This window comes from Pseudomonas sp. FG36 (assembly GCF_057809275.1).
On record NZ_JBMDJQ010000012.1, the window covers coordinates 24881 to 46709 of the forward strand.

Here is a 21829-nt window from a genome sequence, read left to right on the forward strand (position 1 = left end):
TCAGTGTCAGGCCGAGGTGCGCGGGATGGTGTCGTCCTTGCGCAGGGTGAAGATCTCGTAGCCGGTGGCGGTCACCACCAGGGTGTGCTCCCACTGGGCCGAGAGCTTGCGGTCCTTGGTTATGGCGGTCCAGCCGTCGCCCAGTACCTTGGTGTCGGCCTTGCCCTGGTTGATCATCGGCTCGATGGTGAAGGTCATGCCTTCCTTGAGCTCCATGCCGGTGCCGGCGCGACCGTAGTGGACGATCTGCGGCTCTTCGTGGAACACCTTGCCGATGCCGTGGCCACAGAACTCGCGGACCACCGAGAAACCGTTCTTTTCGGCGTGCTTCTGGATCACCTCGCCGATGTCGCCCAGGCGGCAGCCGGGCTTGACCAGCTCGATGGCCTTGTACAGGCACTCCTGGGTGATCTTGGACAGGCGCTCGGCCCACGGCGCGACGTTGCCGACATGGAACATGCGGCTGGTGTCGCCGTGGTAGCCGTCCTTGATCACGGTCACGTCGATGTTGATTGTGTCGCCATCCTTGAGTGCCTTGTCATTGGGGATGCCATGGCAGACCACGTGGTTGATCGAGGTGCAGATCGACTTGGGGAAGCCTTTGTAGTTCAGCGGCGCCGGGATGGCCTTCTGCTCGTTGACGATGTAGTCGTGGCAGAGGCGGTCGAGCTCCTCGGTGGTGATACCGGGCTTGACGTATGGCTCGATCATTTCCAGCACTTCGGCGGCCAGGCGGCCGGCGATGCGCATCTTCTCGATGTCTTCTGCGGTCTTGATGGTGACGGTCATTACAGGCTCTCTACGGCGCCGCGCGCGGCGCGAACAAACGGGAAAGGCCGGATTCTACCAGAGCGCGGCGGCGATCTGTCGGGATAGTCCAGCAGATCCGGTGGTCTATTGAGGGCATTCTGGCCCCAAAAGGCGGGGGCTGCAAAAGCCGCTGACGGACGAAGCATCATCCGGGTTCCGTTCGCTCGCCGGCTGTGGTATAAAATGCGCCGCTTTCGGGGGATGTCCTCCGTCAGCTCAAACCCACACACGTGTCGACACGATGGCCTGGGTGCCCGGTTTCCCTGGAAACACGGGTTGGTCATTGGGATACGTGGAGGCCCAACCCGACTTATCAAGGAACTATCATGTCCCAAGTCAACATGCGCGATATGCTGAAGGCCGGTGTGCACTTCGGCCACCAGACCCGTTACTGGAACCCGAAAATGGGCAAGTACATTTTCGGCGCGCGCAACAAGATCCACATCATCAACCTGGAAAAAACCCTGCCGATGTTCAACGAGGCTCTGTCCTTCGTAGAGCGCCTGGCCCAGGGCAAGAACAAGATCATGTTCGTCGGCACCAAGCGTTCCGCCGGCAAGATCGTCGCCGAGCAAGCAGCTCGTTGCGGTTCGCCATACGTTGATCACCGTTGGTTGGGCGGCATGCTGACCAACTACAAGACCATCCGCGCTTCGATCAAGCGTCTGCGTGACCTGGAAACCCAGGCCGAAGATGGTACTTTCACCAAGCTGACCAAGAAAGAAGCTCTGATGCGTTCGCGCGATCTGGAGAAACTGGACCGCAGCCTGGGTGGTATCAAGGACATGGGCGGCCTGCCTGATGCCCTGTTCGTGATCGACGTCGACCACGAGCGCATTGCCATCACCGAAGCCAACAAGCTGGGCATCCCGGTTATCGGCGTTGTCGATACCAACAGCAGCCCTGAAGGTGTTGACTACATCATCCCAGGTAACGATGACGCCATCCGCGCTATCGAGCTGTACATGACTTCGATGGCCGACGCCGTCATCCGCGGCCGCAACAACGTTGCCGGCGGCACTGAAGTCTATGTTGAAGAAGCGGCTGCACCTGCTGCCGAGTAATTGACGCTTAGCGTCTACTTGGCACGCAAAAAGGGGGCTTTGCCCCCTTTTTGCCACCTTGAAATCCTGCTGTCAGCGAAGGCCCCGCATCATGGGCCGGCTGAGGTATAAAACAGCGGATTTGCAGAATTTAACGCCCGTGACGAACGGGTGGAATGGTTGAAAAACTTTCCAAGAGGATTTTGAAATGGCAGCAATTACTGCAGCGCTGGTCAAAGAACTGCGCGAGCGTACCGGCGAAGGCATGATGGATTGCAAGAAGGCCCTGGAAAAGGCCGGCGGCGACATCGAGAAAGCCATTGACGACATGCGTGCCTCGGGCGCCATCAAGGCCGCCAAGAAGGCTGGCAACGTTGCCGCCGAAGGCGCCATCGCCGTCAAGACCGACGGTAAATCCGCCGTCCTGCTGGAAGTGAACTCGCAGACCGACTTCCTGGCCCTGCAAGACGACTTCAAGAACTTCGTTGCCGAAAGCATCGAACAGGCCTTCGCCGAGAAGCTGACCGATGCCGCTCCGCTGATCGCTTCGCGTGAAGCCGCTCGTGAAGCCCTGGTCGCCAAGTGCGGCGAGAACGTCAACATCCGTCGCCTGGTGCGCGTTGAGGGTGACGTTGTCGGTGCCTACCTGCACGGTAACAAGATCGGTGCAGTTGTTGTCCTGAAAGGCGGTGACGTCGATCTGGCCAAGAACATCGCCATGCACGTTGCCGCTTCGAACCCAGAGTTCCTGGACGCGTCGGAAATCTCCGCCGAGGCCATCGAGCGCGAGAAGAACGTCTTCCTGCAGCTGAACGCCGACAAGATCGCCGGCAAGCCGGAAAACATCGTTGAAAACATGATCAACGGTCGTATCTCCAAGTTCAAAGCCGAAGCCTCGCTGAAAGAGCAAGCCTTCGTGATGGATCCGGAAGTCAAAGTTGGCGCGCTGGCCAAGAAAGCCGGTGCCGAAATCGTTTCCTTCACCTACTTCAAGGTTGGCGAAGGCATCGAGAAGCCGGTTGACGACTTCGCTGCCGAAGTTGCCGCCCAGGTAGCTGCCGCCAAGCAGTAAGACGGACTCGTCTGTCGCCCCAAAGAGGCTGCCCGCTCACGCGCGCAGCCTCTTTGTCAAAGCGGGAGTGGTTTACCAGACCGCTGCTCGCTGACGCAGTAGCTGCGTCACGCTAGAGTTACGCGCAGGCTGAAAACAGCCCGCCAGATTTTTACAAACGCCGCAGGAGAGATTCGCAATGGCTCAGCAGGGCAGTGGTCATCAGGCTCGCTATAAACGCATTCTACTCAAACTTAGCGGCGAGGCCCTGATGGGCTCGGAAGAGTTCGGGATCGACCCCAAGGTCCTGGATCGCATGGCGCTGGAAGTCGGCCAACTGGTCGGCATCGGCGTCCAGGTCGGCCTGGTGATCGGTGGTGGCAACCTGTTCCGTGGTGCGGCGCTCAGCGCAGCCGGCATGGATCGGGTCACTGGCGACCACATGGGCATGCTGGCCACCGTGATGAACGCACTGGCCATGCGCGACGCGCTGGAGCGGGCGAACATCACCGCGATCGTCATGTCGGCCATCTCCATGGTCGGTGTGACCGATCACTATGATCGCCGCAAGGCCATGCGCCACCTGAACTCGAAAGAAGTCGTGATCTTCGCTGCCGGTACCGGCAACCCGTTCTTCACCACCGACTCCGCCGCTTGCCTGCGTGCCATCGAAATCGATGCCGACGTGGTATTGAAGGCAACCAAGGTCGATGGTGTATACACTGCAGATCCATTCAAGGACCCGCATGCCGAGAAGTTCGATCATCTGTCCTACGATGAAGTGCTGGATCGCAAGCTGGGTGTAATGGACCTGACGGCAATCTGCCTGTGCCGCGATCACAAGATGCCGTTGCGCGTCTTCAACATGAACAAGCCCGGCGCCCTGCTGAACATCGTGCATGGCGGCGCGGAAGGAACTCTGATCGAGGAAGTTCAAAAATGATCAACGAAATCAAGAAAGACGCCCAGGCGCGCATGCAAAAGTCGCTGGAGTCGCTGATCCACGCCTTTGGCCAGATCCGCACCGGCAAGGCGCACCCGAGCGTCCTGGGTAGCGTGATGGTGCCTTACTATGGCACCGACACCCCGCTGACCAGCGTGGCCAACGTGACCGTGAAAGACAACCAGACCCTGCAAGTGGTGCCTTTCGAGCGCAACATGCTGGGCGCCATCGACAAGGCCATCGGCAGTGCCGGCTTGAACCTCAACCCGACCAACCTGGGTGAGTTGCTGCTGGTCAATATGCCTCCGCTGACCGAAGAAACCCGCAAGGGCTTCACCAAGCAGGCCCGCGCCGCTGCCGAAGATGCCCGCGTTGCCGTGCGCAACATTCGTCGTGACGCCATGGGTGACCTGAAGAAGCTGTCCAAGGACAAGGAAATCAGTGAAGACGAAGAGCGTCGTGCCAGTGCCGACATCGACAAGCTGATCAAGGATTTCGAGGCGCAGATCGCCAAGGCCACCGAAGCAAAAGAAAAGGACCTGATGGCCATCTAAGGGTCAGGACACCTTCATGGAAAAGACCAAGCAGACTGTGCCCTCCGTGGTGCCGCGTCACGTGGCGATCATCATGGATGGGAATAATCGCTGGGCGAAGAAGCGCTTCATGCCCGGCGTTGCCGGGCATAAGGCGGGTGTCGATGCGGTGCGCGCCGTGATCGAAGTGTGCGCCGAGGCCAAGGTCGAGGTGCTCACGCTTTTTGCGTTCTCCAGTGAGAACTGGCAGCGACCGGCGGATGAAGTCAGTGCCCTCATGGACCTGTTCTTCAAGGCGCTGCGCCGCGAGGCCAAGCGCCTGAACGACAACAACATCAGCCTGCGCATCATCGGCGACCGCTCACGCTTCCACCCTGAACTCCAGGCTGCGATGCGCGAGGCCGAGGCCGCGACTGCCGGCAGCAACCGCTTCATCCTGCAGATCGCCGCCAACTACGGTGGTCAGTGGGATATCGCCCAGGCTGCCCAGCGCCTGGCGCGTGAAGTGCAGGCCGGCCATCTGCGCCCGGAAGACATCACCCCGGATCTGCTGCAGACCTGTCTGGTGACGGGCGACCTGCCATTGCCTGACCTGTGCATCCGCACCGGTGGCGAGCACCGCATCAGCAATTTCCTCTTGTGGCAGCTGGCCTACGCCGAGCTGTACTTCTCCGACCTCTATTGGCCGGACTTCAAACACGAGGCCATGCGCAATGCGCTGGCCGATTTCGCTTCGCGCCAGCGCCGCTTCGGTAAGACCAGCGAGCAGGTCGAAGCCGGAGCCCGTGCTTAATGCTTAAACAACGCATCATTACCGCGCTGATCCTGCTGCCGATCGCGGTGGGTGGTTTCTTCCTGCTCAATGGTGGGGACTTCGCCCTCTTCATCGGTTTCGTGGTGACGCTCGGTGCCTGGGAGTGGGCGCGCCTGGCCGGCCTGGTGGCGCAACCGCTGCGCATCGCCTATGCCGCCGTGGTGGCGGGCGGGCTGATGCTGCTCTACTTGATGCCCGACCTGGCGCCCTGGGTGCTGGGCGCTTCGGTGATCTGGTGGGCGCTGGCCACGTGGCTGGTGCTGACCTACCCGCGCAGCGGCGAGCTTTGGAGCAGTGCCGCCTGTCGCCTGCTGATCGGCCTGCTGGTGTTGCTGCCCGCCTGGCAGGGCCTGGTGCTGCTCAAGCACTGGCCGCTGGGCAACTGGCTGATCCTGGCGGTCATGGTGCTGGTCTGGGCGGCCGACATCGGCGCTTATTTCTCCGGTCGTGCCTTTGGCAAGCGCAAGCTGGCGCCACAGGTCAGCCCGGGCAAGAGCTGGGAGGGCGTGTATGGCGGCCTCGCGGTCAGCCTGCTGATCACCCTGGGCGTGGGCATTGCCCGTGACTGGAGTGTCGGCCAGGTGCTGCTGGGCTTGCTGGGCGCCGTGGTGGTGGTGATGTCCTCGGTGGTCGGCGACCTGACCGAGAGCATGTTCAAGCGTCGTGAAGGCATCAAGGACAGCAGCAACCTGTTGCCGGGCCATGGTGGCGTGCTTGATCGCATCGACAGCCTGACCGCAGCGATTCCGATGTTTGCCGTACTGTTGTGGGCGGCTGAGTGGGGTGTGATGTGAGTCGCATGCAACGCATTACCGTGCTGGGGGCCACCGGCTCCATTGGCTTGAGCACGCTGGACGTCATCGCTCGCCACCCTGACCGTTACCAGGTGTTCGCCTTGAGCGGCTATTCGCGCATCGACGAACTGCTGGCCCTGTGCGAGCGCCATCGCCCGGCGTACGCCGTGGTGCCGAGCGCCGAGGCGGCCGGGCGGTTGCGCGCGGGGCTGGCCAAGGCTGGATGCGCCACCGAGGTGCTGGAAGGTGAGGCCGGGCTGTGCCAGGTCGCCTCCGCATCGGAGGTCGATACGGTGATGGCGGCCATCGTCGGCGCTGCCGGCTTGCGTCCGACCCTGGCCGCGGTCGAGGCGGGCAAGAAGGTGTTGCTGGCCAACAAGGAAGCCTTGGTAATGTCCGGGGCCCTGTTCATGCAGGCGGTGCAGCGCAGCGGCGCGGTGCTGCTGCCGATCGACAGCGAGCACAACGCGATATTCCAGTGCATGCCCGGCGACTATGCCCGTGGTCTGGGCGCTGTTGGCGTGCGCCGCATCCTGCTGACGGCCTCTGGCGGCCCGTTCCGCGAAACCCCGGCCGAAGCCTTGCTGGATGTCACGCCGGAGCAAGCCTGCGCCCATCCGAACTGGTCCATGGGGCGCAAGATCTCGGTCGATTCGGCGAGCATGCTGAACAAAGGCCTGGAGCTGATCGAGGCCTGCTGGCTGTTCGACGCCAAGCCTTCGCAGGTTGAAGTGGTGGTGCACCCGCAGAGCGTCATTCACTCGTTGGTGGACTATGTCGATGGCTCGGTGCTTGCCCAGTTGGGCAACCCCGACATGCGCACGCCGATCTCCAATGCCCTGGCCTGGCCGGAGCGCATCGATTCGGGCGTGGCGCCGCTGGACCTGTTCGCCATCGCCCGTCTGGATTTCCAGGCCCCCGACGAACAGCGCTTCCCATGCCTGCGCCTGGCGCGTCAGGCTGCCGAGGCGGGCAACAGTGCGCCGGCGGTGCTCAATGCCGCCAACGAAGTGGCTGTCGAAGCGTTTCTCCAGCGGCGTATCCGCTTCCCGGAGATCGCGGGTATGATCGAACAGGTGCTCGACCAGGAGCCTGTGGTGGCATTGCCCACGCTTGACGCGGTATTCGCCGCCGACCAGCGTGCCCGGGAGCTGTCCCGGGAATGGTTGCGACGCCACGGCCGCTGAAGCCTGCGGCCGGCTCCGCCGAATGTCATCCGGAGATAGGACATGACTGCGCTCTACATGATTGTCGGCACGCTGATTGCGCTCGGCGTGCTGGTCACCTTCCACGAGTTCGGCCACTTCTGGGTGGCGCGGCGTTGCGGGGTCAAGGTCCTGCGTTTCTCGGTGGGCTTCGGCACACCGTTGCTGCGCTGGCACGATCGCCAGGGCACCGAGTTCGTCGTCGCTGCGATTCCCTTGGGCGGCTACGTCAAGATGCTCGACGAGCGTGAGGGCGAGGTGCCGCCGGCGCTGATCGAGCAATCGTTCAACCGCAAATCGGTACGCCAGCGCATCGCCATCGTGGCGGCGGGTCCGGTCGCTAACTTCCTCCTTGCCATCCTGTTCTTCTGGGTGCTGGCCATGCTCGGCTCGCAGCAGGTGCGCCCGGTCATCGGCGCGGTCGAGGTGGGCAGCCTGGCGGCCAGCGCCGGCCTGGGCGTCGGCCAGGAAATCGTTTCCATCGATGGCAAACCGACCAATGGCTGGTCGGCGGTCAACCTGCAGTTGGTGCGCCGCCTCGGCGAGAGCGGCACGCTGCGCGTGGGCGTGCTCGATGAAGGCGCAACGGTCGAGCGCCAGTTCGACATTACCCTGAACAATTGGCTCAAGGGCGCCGATGAGCCTGATCCGATCCAGTCCCTGGGCCTGCGCCCGTGGCGACCTGCGATGGTTCCGGTGCTGGCGGAAATCGATCCGAAAGGGCCGGCCGCTGCCGCCGGGCTCAAGACTGGTGACAAGCTGCTGGCGCTCGACGGCGTGGCGCTGGGCGACTGGCAGCAGGTGGTCGACGCGGTCCGTGCCCGCCCCGAGCGCACGGTGAACCTGCGCGTCGAGCGCGACGGCGCAACGCTCGAAGTACCGGTCACCCTGGCGCGCAAGGGCGAAGGCCAGGCATCCGGTGGTTACCTCGGTGCCGGGGTCAAGGCCAGCGAATGGCCGGCGAAGATGCTCCGCGAGGTCAGTTACGGGCCGCTGGAGGCGGTGGGCGAGGGCTTGTCCCGCACTTGGAACATGAGCGTCCTGACCCTCGAATCGCTGAAGAAAATGCTGTTCGGAGAGCTCTCGGTAAAAAACTTGAGCGGACCGATAACCATTGCTAAAGTGGCGGGCGCTTCAGCCCAGTCGGGCGTTGGGGATTTCCTGAATTTCCTGGCCTACCTGAGCATAAGCCTGGGGGTTCTGAACCTGCTGCCCATCCCAGTACTGGATGGGGGGCATTTGCTGTTCTACCTGATCGAGTGGGCGCGCGGTCGTCCGCTCTCGGATCGGGTGCAAGGTTGGGGGGTCCAGATCGGTATCAGTTTGGTCGTCGGGGTGATGTTGCTCGCCCTGATCAACGATCTGGGTCGACTATAAAAGCTTCGCTCAATCGCGAAACCTGCCGCCTTCTCGCGGCGGGTTGTTTATTGCCAGTTGGAATAAAAGGACTTCATGAAACGTCTGCTGCTAACTGCGGTGCTCTCCGCACTGATGATCGCTGAAGTTCACGCCGAGTCCTTCACCATCTCCGATATTCGTGTCAACGGCCTGCAGCGGGTTTCCGCCGGCAGCGTGTTCGGCGCGTTGCCGCTGAACGTCGGTGACCAGGTCGACGACCGCCGTCTGGTCGAATCCACCCGCTCGCTGTTCAAGACCGGCTTCTTCCAGGACATCCAGCTGAACCGCGACGGCAATGTCCTGATCATCAACGTGGTCGAGCGCCCTTCGGTGTCGAGCATCGAGATCGAAGGCAACAAGGCGATCAGCACCGAAGACCTGATGAAGGGTTTGAAGCAGTCGGGCCTGGCCGAAGGCGAGATCTTCCAGCGCGCGACGCTGGAAGGCGTGCGTAACGAGCTGCAGCGCCAGTACGTGGCCCAGGGCCGCTACTCCGCCGAAGTCGACGCCGAGGTCGTGCCGCAGCCGCGCAACCGTGTCGGCCTGAAGATCAAGATCAACGAAGGCACCGTCGCCGCGATCCAGCACATCAACGTGGTGGGCAACACGGTCTTCGACGACGAGACCCTCGGCCAGCTGTTCGAGCTCAAGACCACCAACTGGCTGTCGTTCTTCAAGAACGACGACAAGTACGCCCGCGAAAAACTGTCCGGTGACCTGGAGCGCCTGCGTTCCTACTACCTGGACCGCGGCTACATCAACATGGACATCGCCTCCACCCAGGTGTCGATCACTCCGGACAAGAAGCACGTCTACATCACCGTCAACATCAATGAAGGCGAGAAGTACACTGTTCGCGACGTCAAGCTGTCCGGTGACCTGAAAGTGCCGGAAGACCAGGTCAAGTCGCTGCTGCTGGTGCAGCCGGGCCAGGTGTTCTCGCGCAAGGTGATGACCACCACGTCCGACCTGATCACCCGTCGCCTGGGTAACGAAGGCTATACCTTCGCCAACGTCAACGGCGTGCCGCAACCGAACGACCAGGATCACACTGTCGACATCATGTTCGTCGTCGATCCGGGCAAGCGTGCCTACGTCAACCGCATCAACTACCGCGGCAACACCAAGACCGAAGACGAAGTGCTGCGCCGCGAAATGCGCCAGATGGAAGGCGGCTGGGCTTCGACCTACCTCATCGACCAATCCAAGACCCGCCTCGAGCGCCTGGGCTTCTTCAAGGAAGTCAACGTCGAGACGCCGCCGGTGCCGGGCACCGACGACCAGGTCGACGTCAACTACAGCGTCGAAGAGCAGGCCTCCGGCTCGATCACCGCCAGCGTCGGTTTCGCCCAGAGCGCGGGCCTGATCCTCGGTGGCTCGATCAGCCAGAACAACTTCCTGGGTACCGGTAACAAGGTCTCCATCGGCCTGACCCGTTCCGAATACCAGACCCGCTACAACTTCGGCTACGTCGATCCCTACTTCACCCCCGATGGTGTGAGCCTGGGTTACAACGCCTTCTACCGCAGCACCGACTACGATGACCTCGACGTCGACGTGGCCAGCTATGCGGTGGACAGCCTGGGTGCCGGTGTCAGCCTCGGCTACCCGATCAGCGAGACCTCGCGCCTGACCTACGGCCTGACCGTGCAGCAGGACAAGTTGAAGACCGGCCGCTATACCGTCGATGAGATCTTCAAGTTCATCCAGGACGAAGGCGACAACTTCCTCAACTTCAAGGCTTCGATCGGCTGGTCCGAGTCGACCCTGAACAAGGGCGTGCTGGCCACCCGTGGTCACTCGCAGAGCCTGACCCTCGAGACCACCGTGCCGGGCAGCGACCTGTCGTTCTACAAGCTCGACTACCGTGGCCAGCTGTTCAAGCCGATCAACAACGACTACACCCTGCGCCTGCACACCGAGCTGGGCTACGGTGACGGCTACGGCTCGACCAATGGTCTGCCGTTCTACGAGAACTACTACGCGGGCGGCTTCAACTCCGTGCGCGGCTTCAAGGACAGTACCCTGGGCCCACGCAGTACGCCGAGCCGTGGCGCGGCCGTGACCGGCAACCAGGGCACCATTGCCGACCCGGACCAGGATCCGCTGCCGTTCGGTGGCAACGTCCTCGTCCAGGGTGGCGTGGAGCTGCTGTTCCCGCTGCCGTTCGTCAAGGACCAGCGTTCGCTGCGCACCTCCGTGTTCTGGGACGTGGGTAACGTGTTCGACACCAACTGCGGTTCCAAGCCGGACTGCACCAAGGTCGGTTTCTCGGACATGGCCAGTTCCGTCGGTCTGGGCGTAACCTGGATCACCGCGCTGGGCCCGCTGAGCTTCAGCCTGGCGATGCCGATCAAGAAGCCGGACGACGCCGACACGCAAGTGTTCCAATTCTCTCTGGGCCAGACCTTCTGAGGTCGGCCCTTGCATAACGACAACGGATTATCCAGGAGTGCATCGTGCGTAAGTTGACCCAACTGGCCCTCGTGGCCGCGGCGCTGGTCGCCACCCCGGCTTTCGCCGAAATGAAGGTTGCCGTGCTGAACTATCAGATGGCCCTGCTGGAATCCGACGCGGCCAAGAAATACGCCGTCGACGCCGAGAAGAAGTTCGGTCCGCAACTGACCAAGCTCAAGGGCCTGGAAAGCAGCGCCAAAGGCATCCAGGATCGCCTGATCAAGGGCGGCGACAAGATGCCTCAGCCGGAGCGCGAGCGCCTCGAGCTCGAGTTCAAGCAAAAGGCCCGCGACTTCCAGTTCCAGTCCAAGGAACTCAACGAAGCCAAGGCCGTGGCCGATCGCGACATGCTCAAGCAGCTCAAGCCCAAGCTGGATGGCGCCGTCGAGGAAGTGATCAAGAAGGGTGGCTTCGACCTGGTGCTCGAGCGTGGCGCGGTCATCGATGTCAAGCCGCAGTACGACATCACCCGCCAGGTCATCGAGCGCATGAACCAAGCCCGTTGATATGACCGTGACCATGACACTCGGCCAGCTGGCCGAAGCCCTCGGCGCCGAGCTCAAAGGCCCCGAGGCGCTGGAAATCACCGGGTTGGCCACCTTGCAGGAGGCCGTTTCCGGGCAGCTGAGTTTCCTGGCCAACAAGCAGTACCGCAAGTTCCTGGACGACTCCACGGCCAGCGCGGTACTGCTCAAGGCCGAGGACGCCGAAGGTTTCGCCGGTAACGCCTTGATCGTCGCCGACCCGTACCTGGCTTACGCGCGCATCTCGCACCTGTTCGATCCGAAGCCCAAGGCTGTGGCGGGAATCCATCCCAGCGCCGTGGTTGCCGAGGATGCCCAGGTGGATGTCAGCGCCAGCATCGGCCCGTTTGCGGTGGTCGAAAGCGGTGCGCGGATCGACGCCAACGTGACGATCGGCGCGCACTGTTTCATCGGTGCCCGTTGCGTCATCGGCGAGGGTGGCTGGCTGGCACCCCGTGTCACGCTGTATCACGACGTGACCATCGGCAAGCGCGTGGTCATCCAGTCCGGCGCGGTGATCGGTGGCGAGGGCTTCGGCTTTGCCAACGAGAAGGGTATCTGGCGCAAGATCGCGCAGATCGGCGGCGTCACCCTGGGCGACGATGTCGAGATCGGCGTGAACACCGCGGTGGACCGCGGCGCCCTGTCGGATACGCGCATCGGTGATGGCGTCAAGCTCGACAACCAGATCCAGATCGCCCATAACGTGCAGGTCGGTGATCACACGGCGATGGCGGCCTGCGTCGGCATCTCCGGCAGTACCCGTATCGGCAAGCACTGCATGATTGCCGGTGGTGTCGGGATGGTCGGTCACATCGACGTCTGCGACAATGTTTTCGTCTCCGGCATGACCATGGTGACCCGTTCGATTACCGAACCGGGTGGCTATTCTTCCGGAACGGCCATGCAACCTTTGGCCGAATGGCGCAAGAGCGCCGCTCGCATTCGCCAGCTGGACGAGATGTCCAAGCGTCTCCAGCAGCTGGAAAAGCGTGTCGACACCGTGACCTCAGGTGGCCAGCCGACATCAGAAGGCTGATACCATTTACTGAGCGAGCGTTACAGTCGCTAGCTGGCTCCTCTTTGGATCTGCAAAAGGAGCGTGTGGTCAGCACCTGCGCTCCCTATTCTTATACAGGCTTCCCCCCGAAATGATGGACATCAACGAGATTCGCGAATACCTGCCTCACCGTTACCCGTTCCTGCTGGTGGACCGGGTGACGGACCTGGACTTCGAGGCCCAAAGCATTCGTGCCTACAAGAATGTCAGCATCAACGAGCCGTTCTTCAATGGCCACTTCCCGGCGCATCCGATCATGCCGGGCGTGCTGATCATCGAGGCGATGGCCCAGGCGGCCGGAATTCTCGGATTCAAGATGCTCGACGCCAAACCGGCTGACGGCACGCTTTACTACTTTGTCGGCTCCGACAAGCTGCGTTTCCGCCAGCCAGTGCTGCCGGGCGACCAGCTGGTCCTGGAGGCCAAGTTCCTCAGCCGCAAGAGCATGATCTGGAAATTCGAATGCCGTGCCCTGGTGGACGGCAAGCCAGTCTGCTCGGCCGAGATCACCTGCGCGGAACGCTCCCTATGAGTTCGATTGACCCACGGGCGATCATCGATCCCTCGGCCAGGTTGGCCGAGGGTGTCGAGGTTGGCCCCTGGTCGATCGTAGGCCCCGATGTCGAAATCGGGGAGGGCACCATCATTGGCCCGCACGTCGTGCTCAAAGGGCCGACTCGCATCGGCAAGCACAACCGCATCTACCAGTTCTCCTCGATCGGTGAAGACACCCCTGACCTGAAGTACAAGGGTGAGCCGACGCGCCTGGTCATCGGTGACCACAACGTGATCCGCGAGGGTGTCACCATCCATCGCGGCACCGTGCAGGACCGTTCGGAAACGACGCTGGGCGATCACAACCTGATCATGGCCTATGCCCACATCGGCCATGACAGCGTCATCGGCAACCACTGCATCCTGGTCAACAACACTGCGTTGGCCGGGCACGTGCACGTGGGCGACTGGGCGATCCTGTCGGGCTATACGCTGGTGCACCAGTACTGCCATATCGGCGCTCATGCCTTTTCCGGCATGGGTACCGCGATCGGCAAGGACGTGCCGGCCTACGTGACGGTGTTCGGCAGCCCGGCCGAGGCGCGCAGCATGAACTTCGAAGGCCTGCGCCGTCGCGGTTTCAGCGACGAGGTGCTGCATGCACTGCGTCGCGCCTACAAGATTGTCTATCGCCAGGGCCTGACCGTCGAAGAGGCGCTCAAGGAGCTGGACGAGCTGGTGAGCCAGTTCCCGGAAGTCGACCTGTTCCGTCAATCGATCGCCAACTCTGCCCGCGGCATCACGCGCTGACATGGCCCAGCTTTGCGTGGCGCTGGTCGCGGGCGAGGCCAGCGGCGACATCCTCGGTTCCGGCTTGATGCGTGCCATCAAGGCGCGCCACCCCGATGTACGGTTCATCGGCGTCGGCGGGCCCTTGATGGAAGCCGAAGGCATGACCTCCTACTTCCCGATGGAACGCCTGGCCGTCATGGGCCTGGTCGAGGTACTCGGGCGTCTGCGCGAGCTGCTCAAGCGGCGCAAGCTGCTGATCGAGACACTGATCGGTGAAAAGCCCGACGTGTTCATCGGTATCGATGCACCTGATTTCACCCTGAATATCGAACTCAAGCTGCGCCAGGCCGGGATCAAGACGGTGCATTACGTCAGCCCGTCGGTCTGGGCCTGGCGGCAGAAGCGTGTGCTGAAGATCCGCGAGGGGTGCGACCTGATGCTCACCCTGCTGCCGTTCGAGGCGCGCTTCTATGAAGAGCAGGGTGTGCCGGTGCGCTTCGTCGGCCACCCGTTGGCGGATACCATTCCCCTCGAGGCTGACCGTGGCGCGGCGCGTGCCGAGCTGGGCCTGGGCGATGGCCCGGTGATTGCCCTGATGCCCGGCAGCCGTGGCGGCGAAGTGGGGCGCCTGGGCGCCCTGTTCCTCGATGCGGCCCAGCGCCTGCGCGAGCTGGTGCCTGGCGCACGTTTCGTGCTGCCGTGCGCCAATGCCGCGCGTCGCGCCCAGGTCGAGCAGATGCTCGAAGGGCGTGAGTTGCCGCTGACCTTGCTCGATGGCCAGTCGCACAAGGCCTTGGCGGCGTGCGACGCGGTGCTGATTGCCTCGGGTACCGCCACCCTGGAGGCGATGCTGTACAAGCGGCCGATGGTGGTGGCCTATCGCCTGGCACCGTTGACGTACTGGATCCTCAAACGCATGGTCAAGAGCCCCTACGTGTCGCTGCCCAACTTGCTCGCCCAGCGGCTATTGGTGCCCGAGCTGCTGCAGGACGCCGCGACCAGCGAGGCCTTGGCGCAAACCCTGGCGCCGTTGGTCAAGGATGGCACGCAGCAGACCGACAGCTTCGACCAGATCCACCGCACCCTGCGCCGCGACGCCTCCAACCAGGCGGCCGACGCGGTGCTTGCCCTGTTGAAGGACCGCTGACATGCAGATGGGACTTGATTTCAACCTGGTCGAGGAGCTGGTGGCCGGCGTCGACGAAGTGGGCCGTGGTCCGCTGTGCGGCGCGGTGGTCACCGCAGCGGTGATTCTCGACCCGCGCCGGCCGATCCTCGGCCTGAACGACTCGAAAAAACTCACCGAAGCCAAGCGCGATGCGCTGTTCGACGAGATCTGCGAGAAGGCGCTGAGTTTCTGCATCGCTCGCGCCGAGGTCGAGGAAATCGACCGTCTGAACATTCTCCATGCGACCATGCTGGCCATGCAGCGTGCCGTCGAAGGGCTGCACGTCATGCCGAAGCTGGCACTGATCGATGGCAACCGCTGCCCGAAGCTTTCGGTACCGGCTGCCCCTGTGGTCAAGGGTGATTCGCAGGTGCCGGCGATCGCCGCCGCATCGATCCTGGCCAAGGTCACCCGTGACCGCGAGATGAGCGCGTTCGAGCTGATCTACCCGGGTTATGGGATCGGCGGGCACAAGGGGTATCCGACTCCAGTGCACCTTGAGGCCCTGGCCCGTCTTGGGCCGACGCCCATTCACCGGCGCTCGTTCGCGCCTGTTCGAGCTGCCTGGGAAGCCCGTGAGGGCGTTTCTACCCAGCTGATCTGATCGTCGCCATTCATCGCGGGGCAAGCCCGTTCCCATGCCTAGTATGGGAGCGGGCTTGCCCCGCGATGCATTCTGCAATCAACCGCTGACCTGCAGGCGAGGCAAGCGCAGAGCAATACGCTACAATCCCGCCCTTGTCGTTCAGCACTGCTACAGGATCCTCCATGTCGGTCTCCTTCGTTCACCTTCGCGTGCACTCCGAATTCTCCCTGGTCGATGGCCTGGTGCGGATCAAGCCGCTGGCCAAGGCCCTGGCCGGGATGAACATGCCGGCGGTGGCGATCACCGACCAGAGCAACATGTGCTCGCTGGTGAAGTTCTACAAGACCGCCATGGGCGCCGGCATCAAGCCGATCTGTGGCGCCGACCTGTGGCTGGCCGGGGTCGATCCGGAGGCGCCACTGTCGCGCATCTGTTTCCTGGCCATGAACCCCAAGGGTTACCGCAATCTCACCGAGCTGATCTCGCGTGGTTGGACCGATGGCCAGCGCAATGGGCTGGTGATCATCCAGCGCGAATGGATCGCCCCGGCCAGCGAAGGGCTGATTGCCCTGTCCGCCGGCAAGGAAGGCGACATCGGCATGGCGTTGATGGCCAATCGTCAGGACGAAGCCCAAGTCCTGCTCGCCGACTGGATGAGCATGTTCCCCGAGCGCTTCTACGTCGAGGTGCAGCGTACCAACCGCGCCGGCGACGAGGAGTACGTGCACGCTGCCGTGGCCTTGGCCGATAAGCTTGGTGCGCCGCTGGTGGCAACCAACGACGTGCGTTTCGTCAAGCAGTCGGACTTCGATGCCCACGAGACCCGCGTGTGCATCGGCGAGGGCTGGACCCTGGACGACCCGCGCCGCCCGCGTGGCTACAGCGACCAGCAGTACCTCAAGTCCGCCGAAGAGATGGCCGAGCTGTTCAGTGACCTGCCGGACGCCATTGCCAACACCGTGGAGATCGCCAAGCGCTGCAACATCACCGTGCAGCTGGGCAAGTACTTCCTCCCCGACTTCCCGACGCCCAACGGCATGGGCATCGACGACTACCTGCGCCATGTCTCCCACGAAGGCCTGGAGGAGCGCCTGGCGGTGCTCTGGCCGAAGGAGACCACGCCCAATTACGAAGAGAAGCGCCAGGTCTACCTGGACCGCCTGAAGTTCGAGCTGGATATCATTATCCAGATGGGCTTCCCCGGTTACTTCCTGATCGTTATGGACTTCATCAAGTGGGCCAAGAACAACGACGTGCCGGTCGGCCCGGGCCGGGGTTCGGGTGCCGGTTCGTTGGTGGCCTACGTGCTGAAGATCACCGACCTCGACCCGTTGGCCTACGACCTGCTGTTCGAGCGCTTCCTCAACCCTGAACGTATTTCCATGCCCGACTTCGACGTCGACTTCTGCATGGATGGCCGCGACCGGGTGATCGACTACGTGGCCGAGGCCTACGGGCGCAACGCGGTGAGCCAGATCATCACTTTCGGCACCATGGCCGCCAAGGCGGTGGTGCGTGACGTGGCGCGGGTGCAGGGCAAGTCCTATGGGCTGGCCGACCGCCTGTCGAAGATGATTCCGTTCGAAGTGGGCATGACCCTGGAGAAGGCCTACGAACAGGAGGAAATCCTGCGAGACTTCCTCAAGGGCGACGAGGACGCCCGCGAGATCTGGGACATGGCCCTCAAGCTCGAAGGTGTCACCCGTGGTACCGGCAAGCACGCCGGTGGCGTGGTAATCGCGCCGACCAAACTCACCGATTTTTCGCCGATCGCCTGTGACGAAGAAGGCGGCGGCCTGGTGACCCAGTTCGACAAGGACGACGTCGAGGCCGCGGGCCTGGTGAAGTTCGACTTCCTCGGCCTGCGTACCCTGACCATCATCAAGTGGGCGATGGAGATCATCAACCGCGAGCAGGCCAAGAAGAACCTGCCCGACGTCAACATCGACTTCATCCCGCTGGACGACCGCAAGACCTACGAGCTGCTGCAAAAAGCCGAGACCACGGCGGTGTTCCAGCTCGAATCGCGCGGCATGAAGGAGCTTATCAAGAAGCTCAAGCCCGACTGCCTGGAAGACCTCATCGCACTGGTGGCGCTGTTCCGCCCCGGCCCGCTGCAGTCGGGCATGGTGGACGACTTCATCAACCGCAAGCACGGTCGCGCCGAACTCGCCTACCCACACTCCGACTACCAGTACGAAGGCCTCAAGCCAGTACTGGCGCCCACCTACGGCATCATCCTGTACCAGGAACAGGTGATGCAGATCGCCCAGGTGATGGCGGGCTACACCCTCGGCGGCGCCGACATGCTGCGCCGGGCCATGGGTAAGAAAAAGCCCGAGGAAATGGCCAAGCAGCGCGGTGGTTTCATCGAAGGCTGCGTGGCCAACAACATCGATGCGGACCTGGCCGGTAACATCTTCGACCTGGTAGAGAAATTCGCCGGCTACGGCTTCAACAAATCCCACTCCGCTGCCTACGGCCTGGTGTCGTACCAGACCGCCTGGCTGAAGACCCACTACCCGGCGCCGTTCATGGCCGCGGTGCTGTCGGCGGATATGCACAACACCGACAAGGTGGTGGTGCTGGTCGAGGAAGTACGCAGCATGAAGCTGCGCCTCGACGCGCCGGACGTGAACTTCTCCGACTTCAAGTTCACCGTCAACAACGATGGCCGCATTGTCTATGGCCTGGGTGCGATCAAGGGCGTGGGTGAAGGCCCGGTGGAGGCGATCGTCGAGGCGCGTGCCCAGGGAGGTCCGTTCAAGGACCTGTTCGATTTCTGCGAGCGCATCGATCTCAAGCGCGTCAACAAACGTACCCTGGATGCGTTGATCCGCAGTGGAGCGCTGGATCGTCTCGGGCCGCACTTCCATGACGAGATCAAGGCCTACCAGGCCAACATCGACATCAACCGCGCGATCCTGCTCTCGGCACTGGGTGAAGCCGTCAAGGCTGCCGAGCAGGCGGCCCATACCGCCGACAGTGGCCACGTCGACCTGTTCGGAGGCATGTTCGACGCTGCGGATGTCGACGTCTATGCCAATCACCGCAAGGTGCGCGAACTGACGCTCAAGGAGCGCCTGAAAGGCGAAAAGGACACCCTCGGCCTGTACCTCACCGGGCATCCGATCGATGAGTACGAGACCGAGATCCGCCGTTTCGCCCGCCAGCGCATTGTCGACCTGAAGCCCGCGCGGGATACCCAGACCATCGCCGGGATGATCATTGCCCTGCGCGTGATGAAGAACAAGAAGGGTGACAAGATGGGCTTCGTCACCCTCGACGACCGTTCCGGGCGCATCGAGGCCTCGTTGTTCGCCGATGCCTTCATGGGCGCCCAGGCCCTGCTGCAGACCGACGCCATGGTGGTGGTGGAAGGGGAGGTCAGCAACGACGACTTCTCCGGTGGCCTGCGCCTGCGGGTCAAGACGGTGATGACCATGGAGGATGCCCGTACCAAGCTGGCCGAAAGCCTGCGCCTGAAGGTCGCCCACGACGCGCTTAAGGGTGACCGCCTGAACTGGCTGGGCGAGCTGATCACCCGCCACCGTGGTGGCTGCCCGATCACCCTGGAGTACACCGGCAGCGACGCCAAGGCCATGCTGCAATTCGGCGACCAGTGGTCCATCGACCCGGCCGACGGCCTGATTCAGGCACTGCGTGACCAGTTCGGACGTGAGAACGTCTTCCTGCAATACCGTTGAAACGACGAATTTTAATCTCGACCTATATGCGCCTGATCCCTTAAGGTAGGGCGCCAAACGGATCAACCGGCCGGCCGCCTGGCCGTAGACCCAAGACGGAAGCCTATGAACCCGAATTTCCTCGATTTCGAACAGCCGATTGCCGACCTGCAAGCCAAGATCGAAGAGCTGCGCCTGGTGGGTAACGACAACTCGCTGAACATCAGCGATGAAATTGCCCGTCTGCAGGACAAGAGCAGCACCCTGACCGAGAGCATCTTCGGCAACCTGACCAGCTGGCAGATCGCCCGCCTGGCCCGTCACCCGCGCCGCCCGTACACCCTCGACTACATCGATCACCTCTTCACCGAGTTCGAAGAGCTGCACGGCGACCGTCACTTTGCTGACGATGCCGCCATCGTTGGTGGCACCGCGCGCCTGGACGACAAGCCGGTGATGGTCATCGGCCACCAGAAGGGCCGTGAAGTGCGCGAGAAGGTGCGCCGCAACTTCGGCATGCCGCGCCCTGAAGGCTACCGCAAGGCCTGCCGCCTGATGGAAATGGCCGAGCGCTTCAAGATGCCGATCCTGACCTTCATCGACACCCCGGGTGCCTATCCGGGCATTGACGCCGAAGAGCGCAACCAGAGCGAGGCGATTGCCTGGAACCTGCGCGTGATGGCGCGCCTGAAGACGCCGATCATCGCCACCGTGATCGGTGAGGGTGGTTCCGGCGGCGCGCTGGCCATCGGCGTGTGCGACCAGCTGAACATGCTGCAGTACTCCACCTACTCGGTGATCTCGCCGGAAGGCTGCGCCTCGATCCTGTGGAAGACCGCCGACAAGGCCGCCGACGCCGCCGAGGCCATGGGCATCACCGCCGAGCGCCTGAAGAGCCTGAACATCGTCGACAAGGTCATCCAGGAGCCGCTGGGCGGCGCCCACCGTGATCCGGCCAAGATGTCCGCGAGCATCCGCGCCGACCTGATCGAACAGCTGGACATGCTCGGCAAGCTCGACAACGACGCGCTGCTCAAGCGCCGTTACGATCGCCTGATGAGCTACGGTCTCTGATCGTAGTCTGACGCCCTCGATCGCGGGGCAAGCCCGCTCCCACGTTCTGTAGCGTGGGAGCGGGCTTGCCCCGTGATGCGATTTGAAGAGGGACTACTATGCTCGACCTCACTGCGCAACTCTCTCCCTGGCTCAACGCCCCCGCCTGGTACGTCGCCTTCTCCGGCGGCCTGGACTCCACCGTCCTCCTGCACCAGCTCGCCGATTACACCCGCAACCATTCAACGCCGCCCCTGCGCGCCATCCATGTCCATCACGGCCTGCAAGCCGCCGCCGATGCCTGGCCCGATCACTGCCGAGCGGTATGTGCCGTCATGGGTGTCGAACTCGATGTGGTCCCTGTCCAGGTCGCCCCTGGCGCCAGCCTCGAACAGTCGGCCCGCAACGCCCGCTACGACGCCTTCGAAAAACGGCTGGGCGTAGGCGAAGTGCTGTTCACCGGCCAGCACCGTGACGATCAGGCCGAAACCTTGCTGTTCCGTCTGCTGCGCGGCGCCGGCTTGCGTGGTCTGTCGGCCATGCCCGAGGTGCGCTCGTTGGGGCAGGGCAGGCTCGTGCGCCCGCTGCTGAAGGTTTCGCGCGAGCGTTTGCACGCCTATGCCCAGAGCAGGGGGCTGGTGTGGGCTGACGATCCCTCCAATACCGACACTACCTTCGCCCGCAACTTCCTGCGTTCAGAGGTCTTCCCGTTGTTGCGCGGTCGTTGGCCCCAGGTTGAGGGCAACCTCGCGCGCAGCGCCGAGCATCTAGGCGAGGCCCTGGGCCTGCTTGACGAACTGGCCGCCACCGACCTGGCCCCGGCCTGCGACAATGCGCCGCTGCCCTGGCTCGGCCTTGCCTCCCTCGACCTCGCCGTACTCCAGGCGCTGTCACCGGCGCGCCAGCGCAATGCCCTGCAATACTGGCTCGGCCGCCGCACGCGCCTGCCGGACAGCCGCCACTGGGCCGGTTGGGATGACCTGCGTGACGCGGCAGGCGATGCCTGCCCGATCTGGCGCCTGACCGACGGTCAGTTGCAGCGCAGCCACGGGCGCATCTGGTGGCTGGACGGGCAATGGCTCCAGGCTCCGACGGGTGAGTGGGCGTGGCCGAACCCGTCCAGGCCCTTGGCGCTGCCGGGCAACGGCCAGGTGTGGCTGGAGGGCTGCGTGGACGACGCAGGCCTGCGCATCGCCTACCGTCAAGGCGGCGAAGTGCTGGAGGTCGGCGGCCGTGGCCGGCGCGACCTCAAGCGTCTGCTCAACGAGCTGCAGGTCCCGCACTTCGTGCGTCCGCGCCTGCCGTTGCTGTACCGCGGCGAGCAATTGCTGGCGGTGGCCAATCTGCCTGGACTCGCTCAGGCCGAAGGCCAACTGCACTGGCAACCGCCGACGAACGTGCAAGGTTTGAGCTGAAG

The 21829-nt window shown here is 63.1% G+C and carries 19 protein-coding genes; 18 read left to right on the forward strand and 1 reads right to left on the reverse strand.

Translation table 11 applies throughout. From position 1 onward, the window contains the following. Positions 1 to 6: 6 nt before the first annotated feature. Entirely contained in the window at positions 7 to 789 is a 783-nt protein-coding gene (map, locus tag ACODS9_RS11635; protein ID WP_489093941.1) for a type I methionyl aminopeptidase, read from the reverse strand. Between the two features lie 347 nt (positions 790 to 1136). Between map and rpsB the strand changes: the two genes are divergently transcribed. From rpsB to tilS, 18 genes are all read left to right on the forward strand, one after another. Beyond that, positions 1137 to 1874: a 30S ribosomal protein S2 gene (gene rpsB / locus ACODS9_RS11640; protein WP_023629884.1), complete on the forward strand. Its 738-nt coding sequence runs from the start codon at positions 1137 to 1139 to the stop codon at positions 1872 to 1874. A 187-nt stretch (positions 1875 to 2061) separates the two neighbouring features. Then, positions 2062 to 2925 (forward strand): translation elongation factor Ts, encoded by an 864-nt coding sequence (tsf, locus tag ACODS9_RS11645; protein WP_023629890.1) that lies wholly within the window; start codon positions 2062 to 2064, stop codon positions 2923 to 2925. A 178-nt stretch (positions 2926 to 3103) separates the two neighbouring features. After that, complete coding sequence (pyrH, locus tag ACODS9_RS11650; protein WP_023629889.1) at positions 3104 to 3847, forward strand: UMP kinase; 744 nt, start codon at positions 3104 to 3106, stop codon at positions 3845 to 3847. After that, on the forward strand, positions 3844 to 4401 hold the full coding sequence (gene frr, locus ACODS9_RS11655; RefSeq protein ID WP_046854394.1) for a ribosome recycling factor: 558 nt from the start codon (positions 3844 to 3846) through the stop codon (positions 4399 to 4401). Before pyrH ends, frr begins: the two co-directional genes overlap by 4 nt. A 16-nt stretch (positions 4402 to 4417) precedes the next feature. After that, a complete protein-coding gene (gene uppS / locus ACODS9_RS11660; protein ID WP_102684051.1) occupies positions 4418 to 5173 on the forward strand; it encodes a polyprenyl diphosphate synthase in 756 nt (251 codons plus the stop codon). After that, entirely contained in the window at positions 5173 to 5988 is an 816-nt protein-coding gene (locus ACODS9_RS11665; RefSeq protein WP_038706689.1) for a phosphatidate cytidylyltransferase, read from the forward strand. The genes uppS and ACODS9_RS11665 overlap by 1 nt, the downstream gene beginning before the upstream one ends. Then, positions 5985 to 7175 (forward strand): 1-deoxy-D-xylulose-5-phosphate reductoisomerase, encoded by a 1191-nt coding sequence (ispC, locus tag ACODS9_RS11670; protein WP_401110960.1) that lies wholly within the window; start codon positions 5985 to 5987, stop codon positions 7173 to 7175. Before ACODS9_RS11665 ends, ispC begins: the two co-directional genes overlap by 4 nt. Positions 7176 to 7217: 42 nt before the next feature. Further along, positions 7218 to 8570, forward strand: a complete 1353-nt coding sequence (gene rseP / locus ACODS9_RS11675) for an RIP metalloprotease RseP (protein ID WP_401110958.1) — start codon at positions 7218 to 7220, stop codon at positions 8568 to 8570. A gap of 75 nt (positions 8571 to 8645) precedes the next feature. After that, positions 8646 to 11006: an outer membrane protein assembly factor BamA gene (gene bamA, locus ACODS9_RS11680; RefSeq protein WP_046854398.1), complete on the forward strand. Its 2361-nt coding sequence runs from the start codon at positions 8646 to 8648 to the stop codon at positions 11004 to 11006. Between the two features lie 44 nt (positions 11007 to 11050). Then, complete coding sequence (locus ACODS9_RS11685; protein ID WP_023629834.1) at positions 11051 to 11554, forward strand: OmpH/Skp family outer membrane protein; 504 nt, start codon at positions 11051 to 11053, stop codon at positions 11552 to 11554. A 1-nt stretch (position 11555) separates the two neighbouring features. Beyond that, a complete protein-coding gene (gene lpxD / locus ACODS9_RS11690; RefSeq protein ID WP_489093942.1) occupies positions 11556 to 12611 on the forward strand; it encodes a UDP-3-O-(3-hydroxymyristoyl)glucosamine N-acyltransferase in 1056 nt (351 codons plus the stop codon). Positions 12612 to 12723: 112 nt separating this feature from the next. Beyond that, entirely contained in the window at positions 12724 to 13164 is a 441-nt protein-coding gene (gene fabZ / locus ACODS9_RS11695; protein WP_003252314.1) for a 3-hydroxyacyl-ACP dehydratase FabZ, read from the forward strand. Continuing rightward, on the forward strand, positions 13161 to 13937 hold the full coding sequence (gene lpxA / locus ACODS9_RS11700; protein WP_046854400.1) for an acyl-ACP--UDP-N-acetylglucosamine O-acyltransferase: 777 nt from the start codon (positions 13161 to 13163) through the stop codon (positions 13935 to 13937). The genes fabZ and lpxA overlap by 4 nt, the downstream gene beginning before the upstream one ends. A gap of 1 nt (position 13938) precedes the next feature. Then, on the forward strand, positions 13939 to 15066 hold the full coding sequence (gene lpxB / locus ACODS9_RS11705; protein WP_401110952.1) for a lipid-A-disaccharide synthase: 1128 nt from the start codon (positions 13939 to 13941) through the stop codon (positions 15064 to 15066). Between the two features lies 1 nt (position 15067). Then, positions 15068 to 15691: a ribonuclease HII gene (gene rnhB, locus ACODS9_RS11710; RefSeq protein ID WP_489093943.1), complete on the forward strand. Its 624-nt coding sequence runs from the start codon at positions 15068 to 15070 to the stop codon at positions 15689 to 15691. A gap of 164 nt (positions 15692 to 15855) precedes the next feature. Further along, positions 15856 to 19380, forward strand: a complete 3525-nt coding sequence (gene dnaE / locus ACODS9_RS11715; protein WP_401110947.1) for a DNA polymerase III subunit alpha — start codon at positions 15856 to 15858, stop codon at positions 19378 to 19380. Between the two features lie 105 nt (positions 19381 to 19485). After that, positions 19486 to 20433: an acetyl-CoA carboxylase carboxyltransferase subunit alpha gene (locus tag ACODS9_RS11720; RefSeq protein ID WP_476260532.1), complete on the forward strand. Its 948-nt coding sequence runs from the start codon at positions 19486 to 19488 to the stop codon at positions 20431 to 20433. Positions 20434 to 20531: 98 nt separating this feature from the next. Further along, positions 20532 to 21827, forward strand: a complete 1296-nt coding sequence (gene tilS / locus ACODS9_RS11725) for a tRNA lysidine(34) synthetase TilS (protein ID WP_489093944.1) — start codon at positions 20532 to 20534, stop codon at positions 21825 to 21827. The last annotated feature ends 2 nt before the right edge of the window (positions 21828 to 21829 follow it).

What these genes read in the sequence shown, in the direction of transcription:
- map (WP_489093941.1), bottom strand. Translation starts at nt 789, where the DNA reads ATGACCGTCACCATCAAGACCGCAGAAGACATCGAGAAGATGCGCATC.
- rpsB (WP_023629884.1), top strand. Translation starts at nt 1,137, where the DNA reads ATGTCCCAAGTCAACATGCGCGATATGCTGAAGGCCGGTGTGCACTTC.
- tsf (WP_023629890.1), top strand. Translation starts at nt 2,062, where the DNA reads ATGGCAGCAATTACTGCAGCGCTGGTCAAAGAACTGCGCGAGCGTACC.
- pyrH (WP_023629889.1), top strand. Translation starts at nt 3,104, where the DNA reads ATGGCTCAGCAGGGCAGTGGTCATCAGGCTCGCTATAAACGCATTCTA.
- frr (WP_046854394.1), top strand. Translation starts at nt 3,844, where the DNA reads ATGATCAACGAAATCAAGAAAGACGCCCAGGCGCGCATGCAAAAGTCG.
- uppS (WP_102684051.1), top strand. Translation starts at nt 4,418, where the DNA reads ATGGAAAAGACCAAGCAGACTGTGCCCTCCGTGGTGCCGCGTCACGTG.
- ACODS9_RS11665 (WP_038706689.1), top strand. Translation starts at nt 5,173, where the DNA reads ATGCTTAAACAACGCATCATTACCGCGCTGATCCTGCTGCCGATCGCG.
- rseP (WP_401110958.1), top strand. Translation starts at nt 7,218, where the DNA reads ATGACTGCGCTCTACATGATTGTCGGCACGCTGATTGCGCTCGGCGTG.
- bamA (WP_046854398.1), top strand. Translation starts at nt 8,646, where the DNA reads ATGAAACGTCTGCTGCTAACTGCGGTGCTCTCCGCACTGATGATCGCT.
- lpxD (WP_489093942.1), top strand. Translation starts at nt 11,556, where the DNA reads ATGACCGTGACCATGACACTCGGCCAGCTGGCCGAAGCCCTCGGCGCC.
- fabZ (WP_003252314.1), top strand. Translation starts at nt 12,724, where the DNA reads ATGATGGACATCAACGAGATTCGCGAATACCTGCCTCACCGTTACCCG.
- lpxA (WP_046854400.1), top strand. Translation starts at nt 13,161, where the DNA reads ATGAGTTCGATTGACCCACGGGCGATCATCGATCCCTCGGCCAGGTTG.
- lpxB (WP_401110952.1), top strand. Translation starts at nt 13,939, where the DNA reads ATGGCCCAGCTTTGCGTGGCGCTGGTCGCGGGCGAGGCCAGCGGCGAC.
- rnhB (WP_489093943.1), top strand. Translation starts at nt 15,068, where the DNA reads ATGCAGATGGGACTTGATTTCAACCTGGTCGAGGAGCTGGTGGCCGGC.
- dnaE (WP_401110947.1), top strand. Translation starts at nt 15,856, where the DNA reads ATGTCGGTCTCCTTCGTTCACCTTCGCGTGCACTCCGAATTCTCCCTG.
- ACODS9_RS11720 (WP_476260532.1), top strand. Translation starts at nt 19,486, where the DNA reads ATGAACCCGAATTTCCTCGATTTCGAACAGCCGATTGCCGACCTGCAA.
- tilS (WP_489093944.1), top strand. Translation starts at nt 20,532, where the DNA reads ATGCTCGACCTCACTGCGCAACTCTCTCCCTGGCTCAACGCCCCCGCC.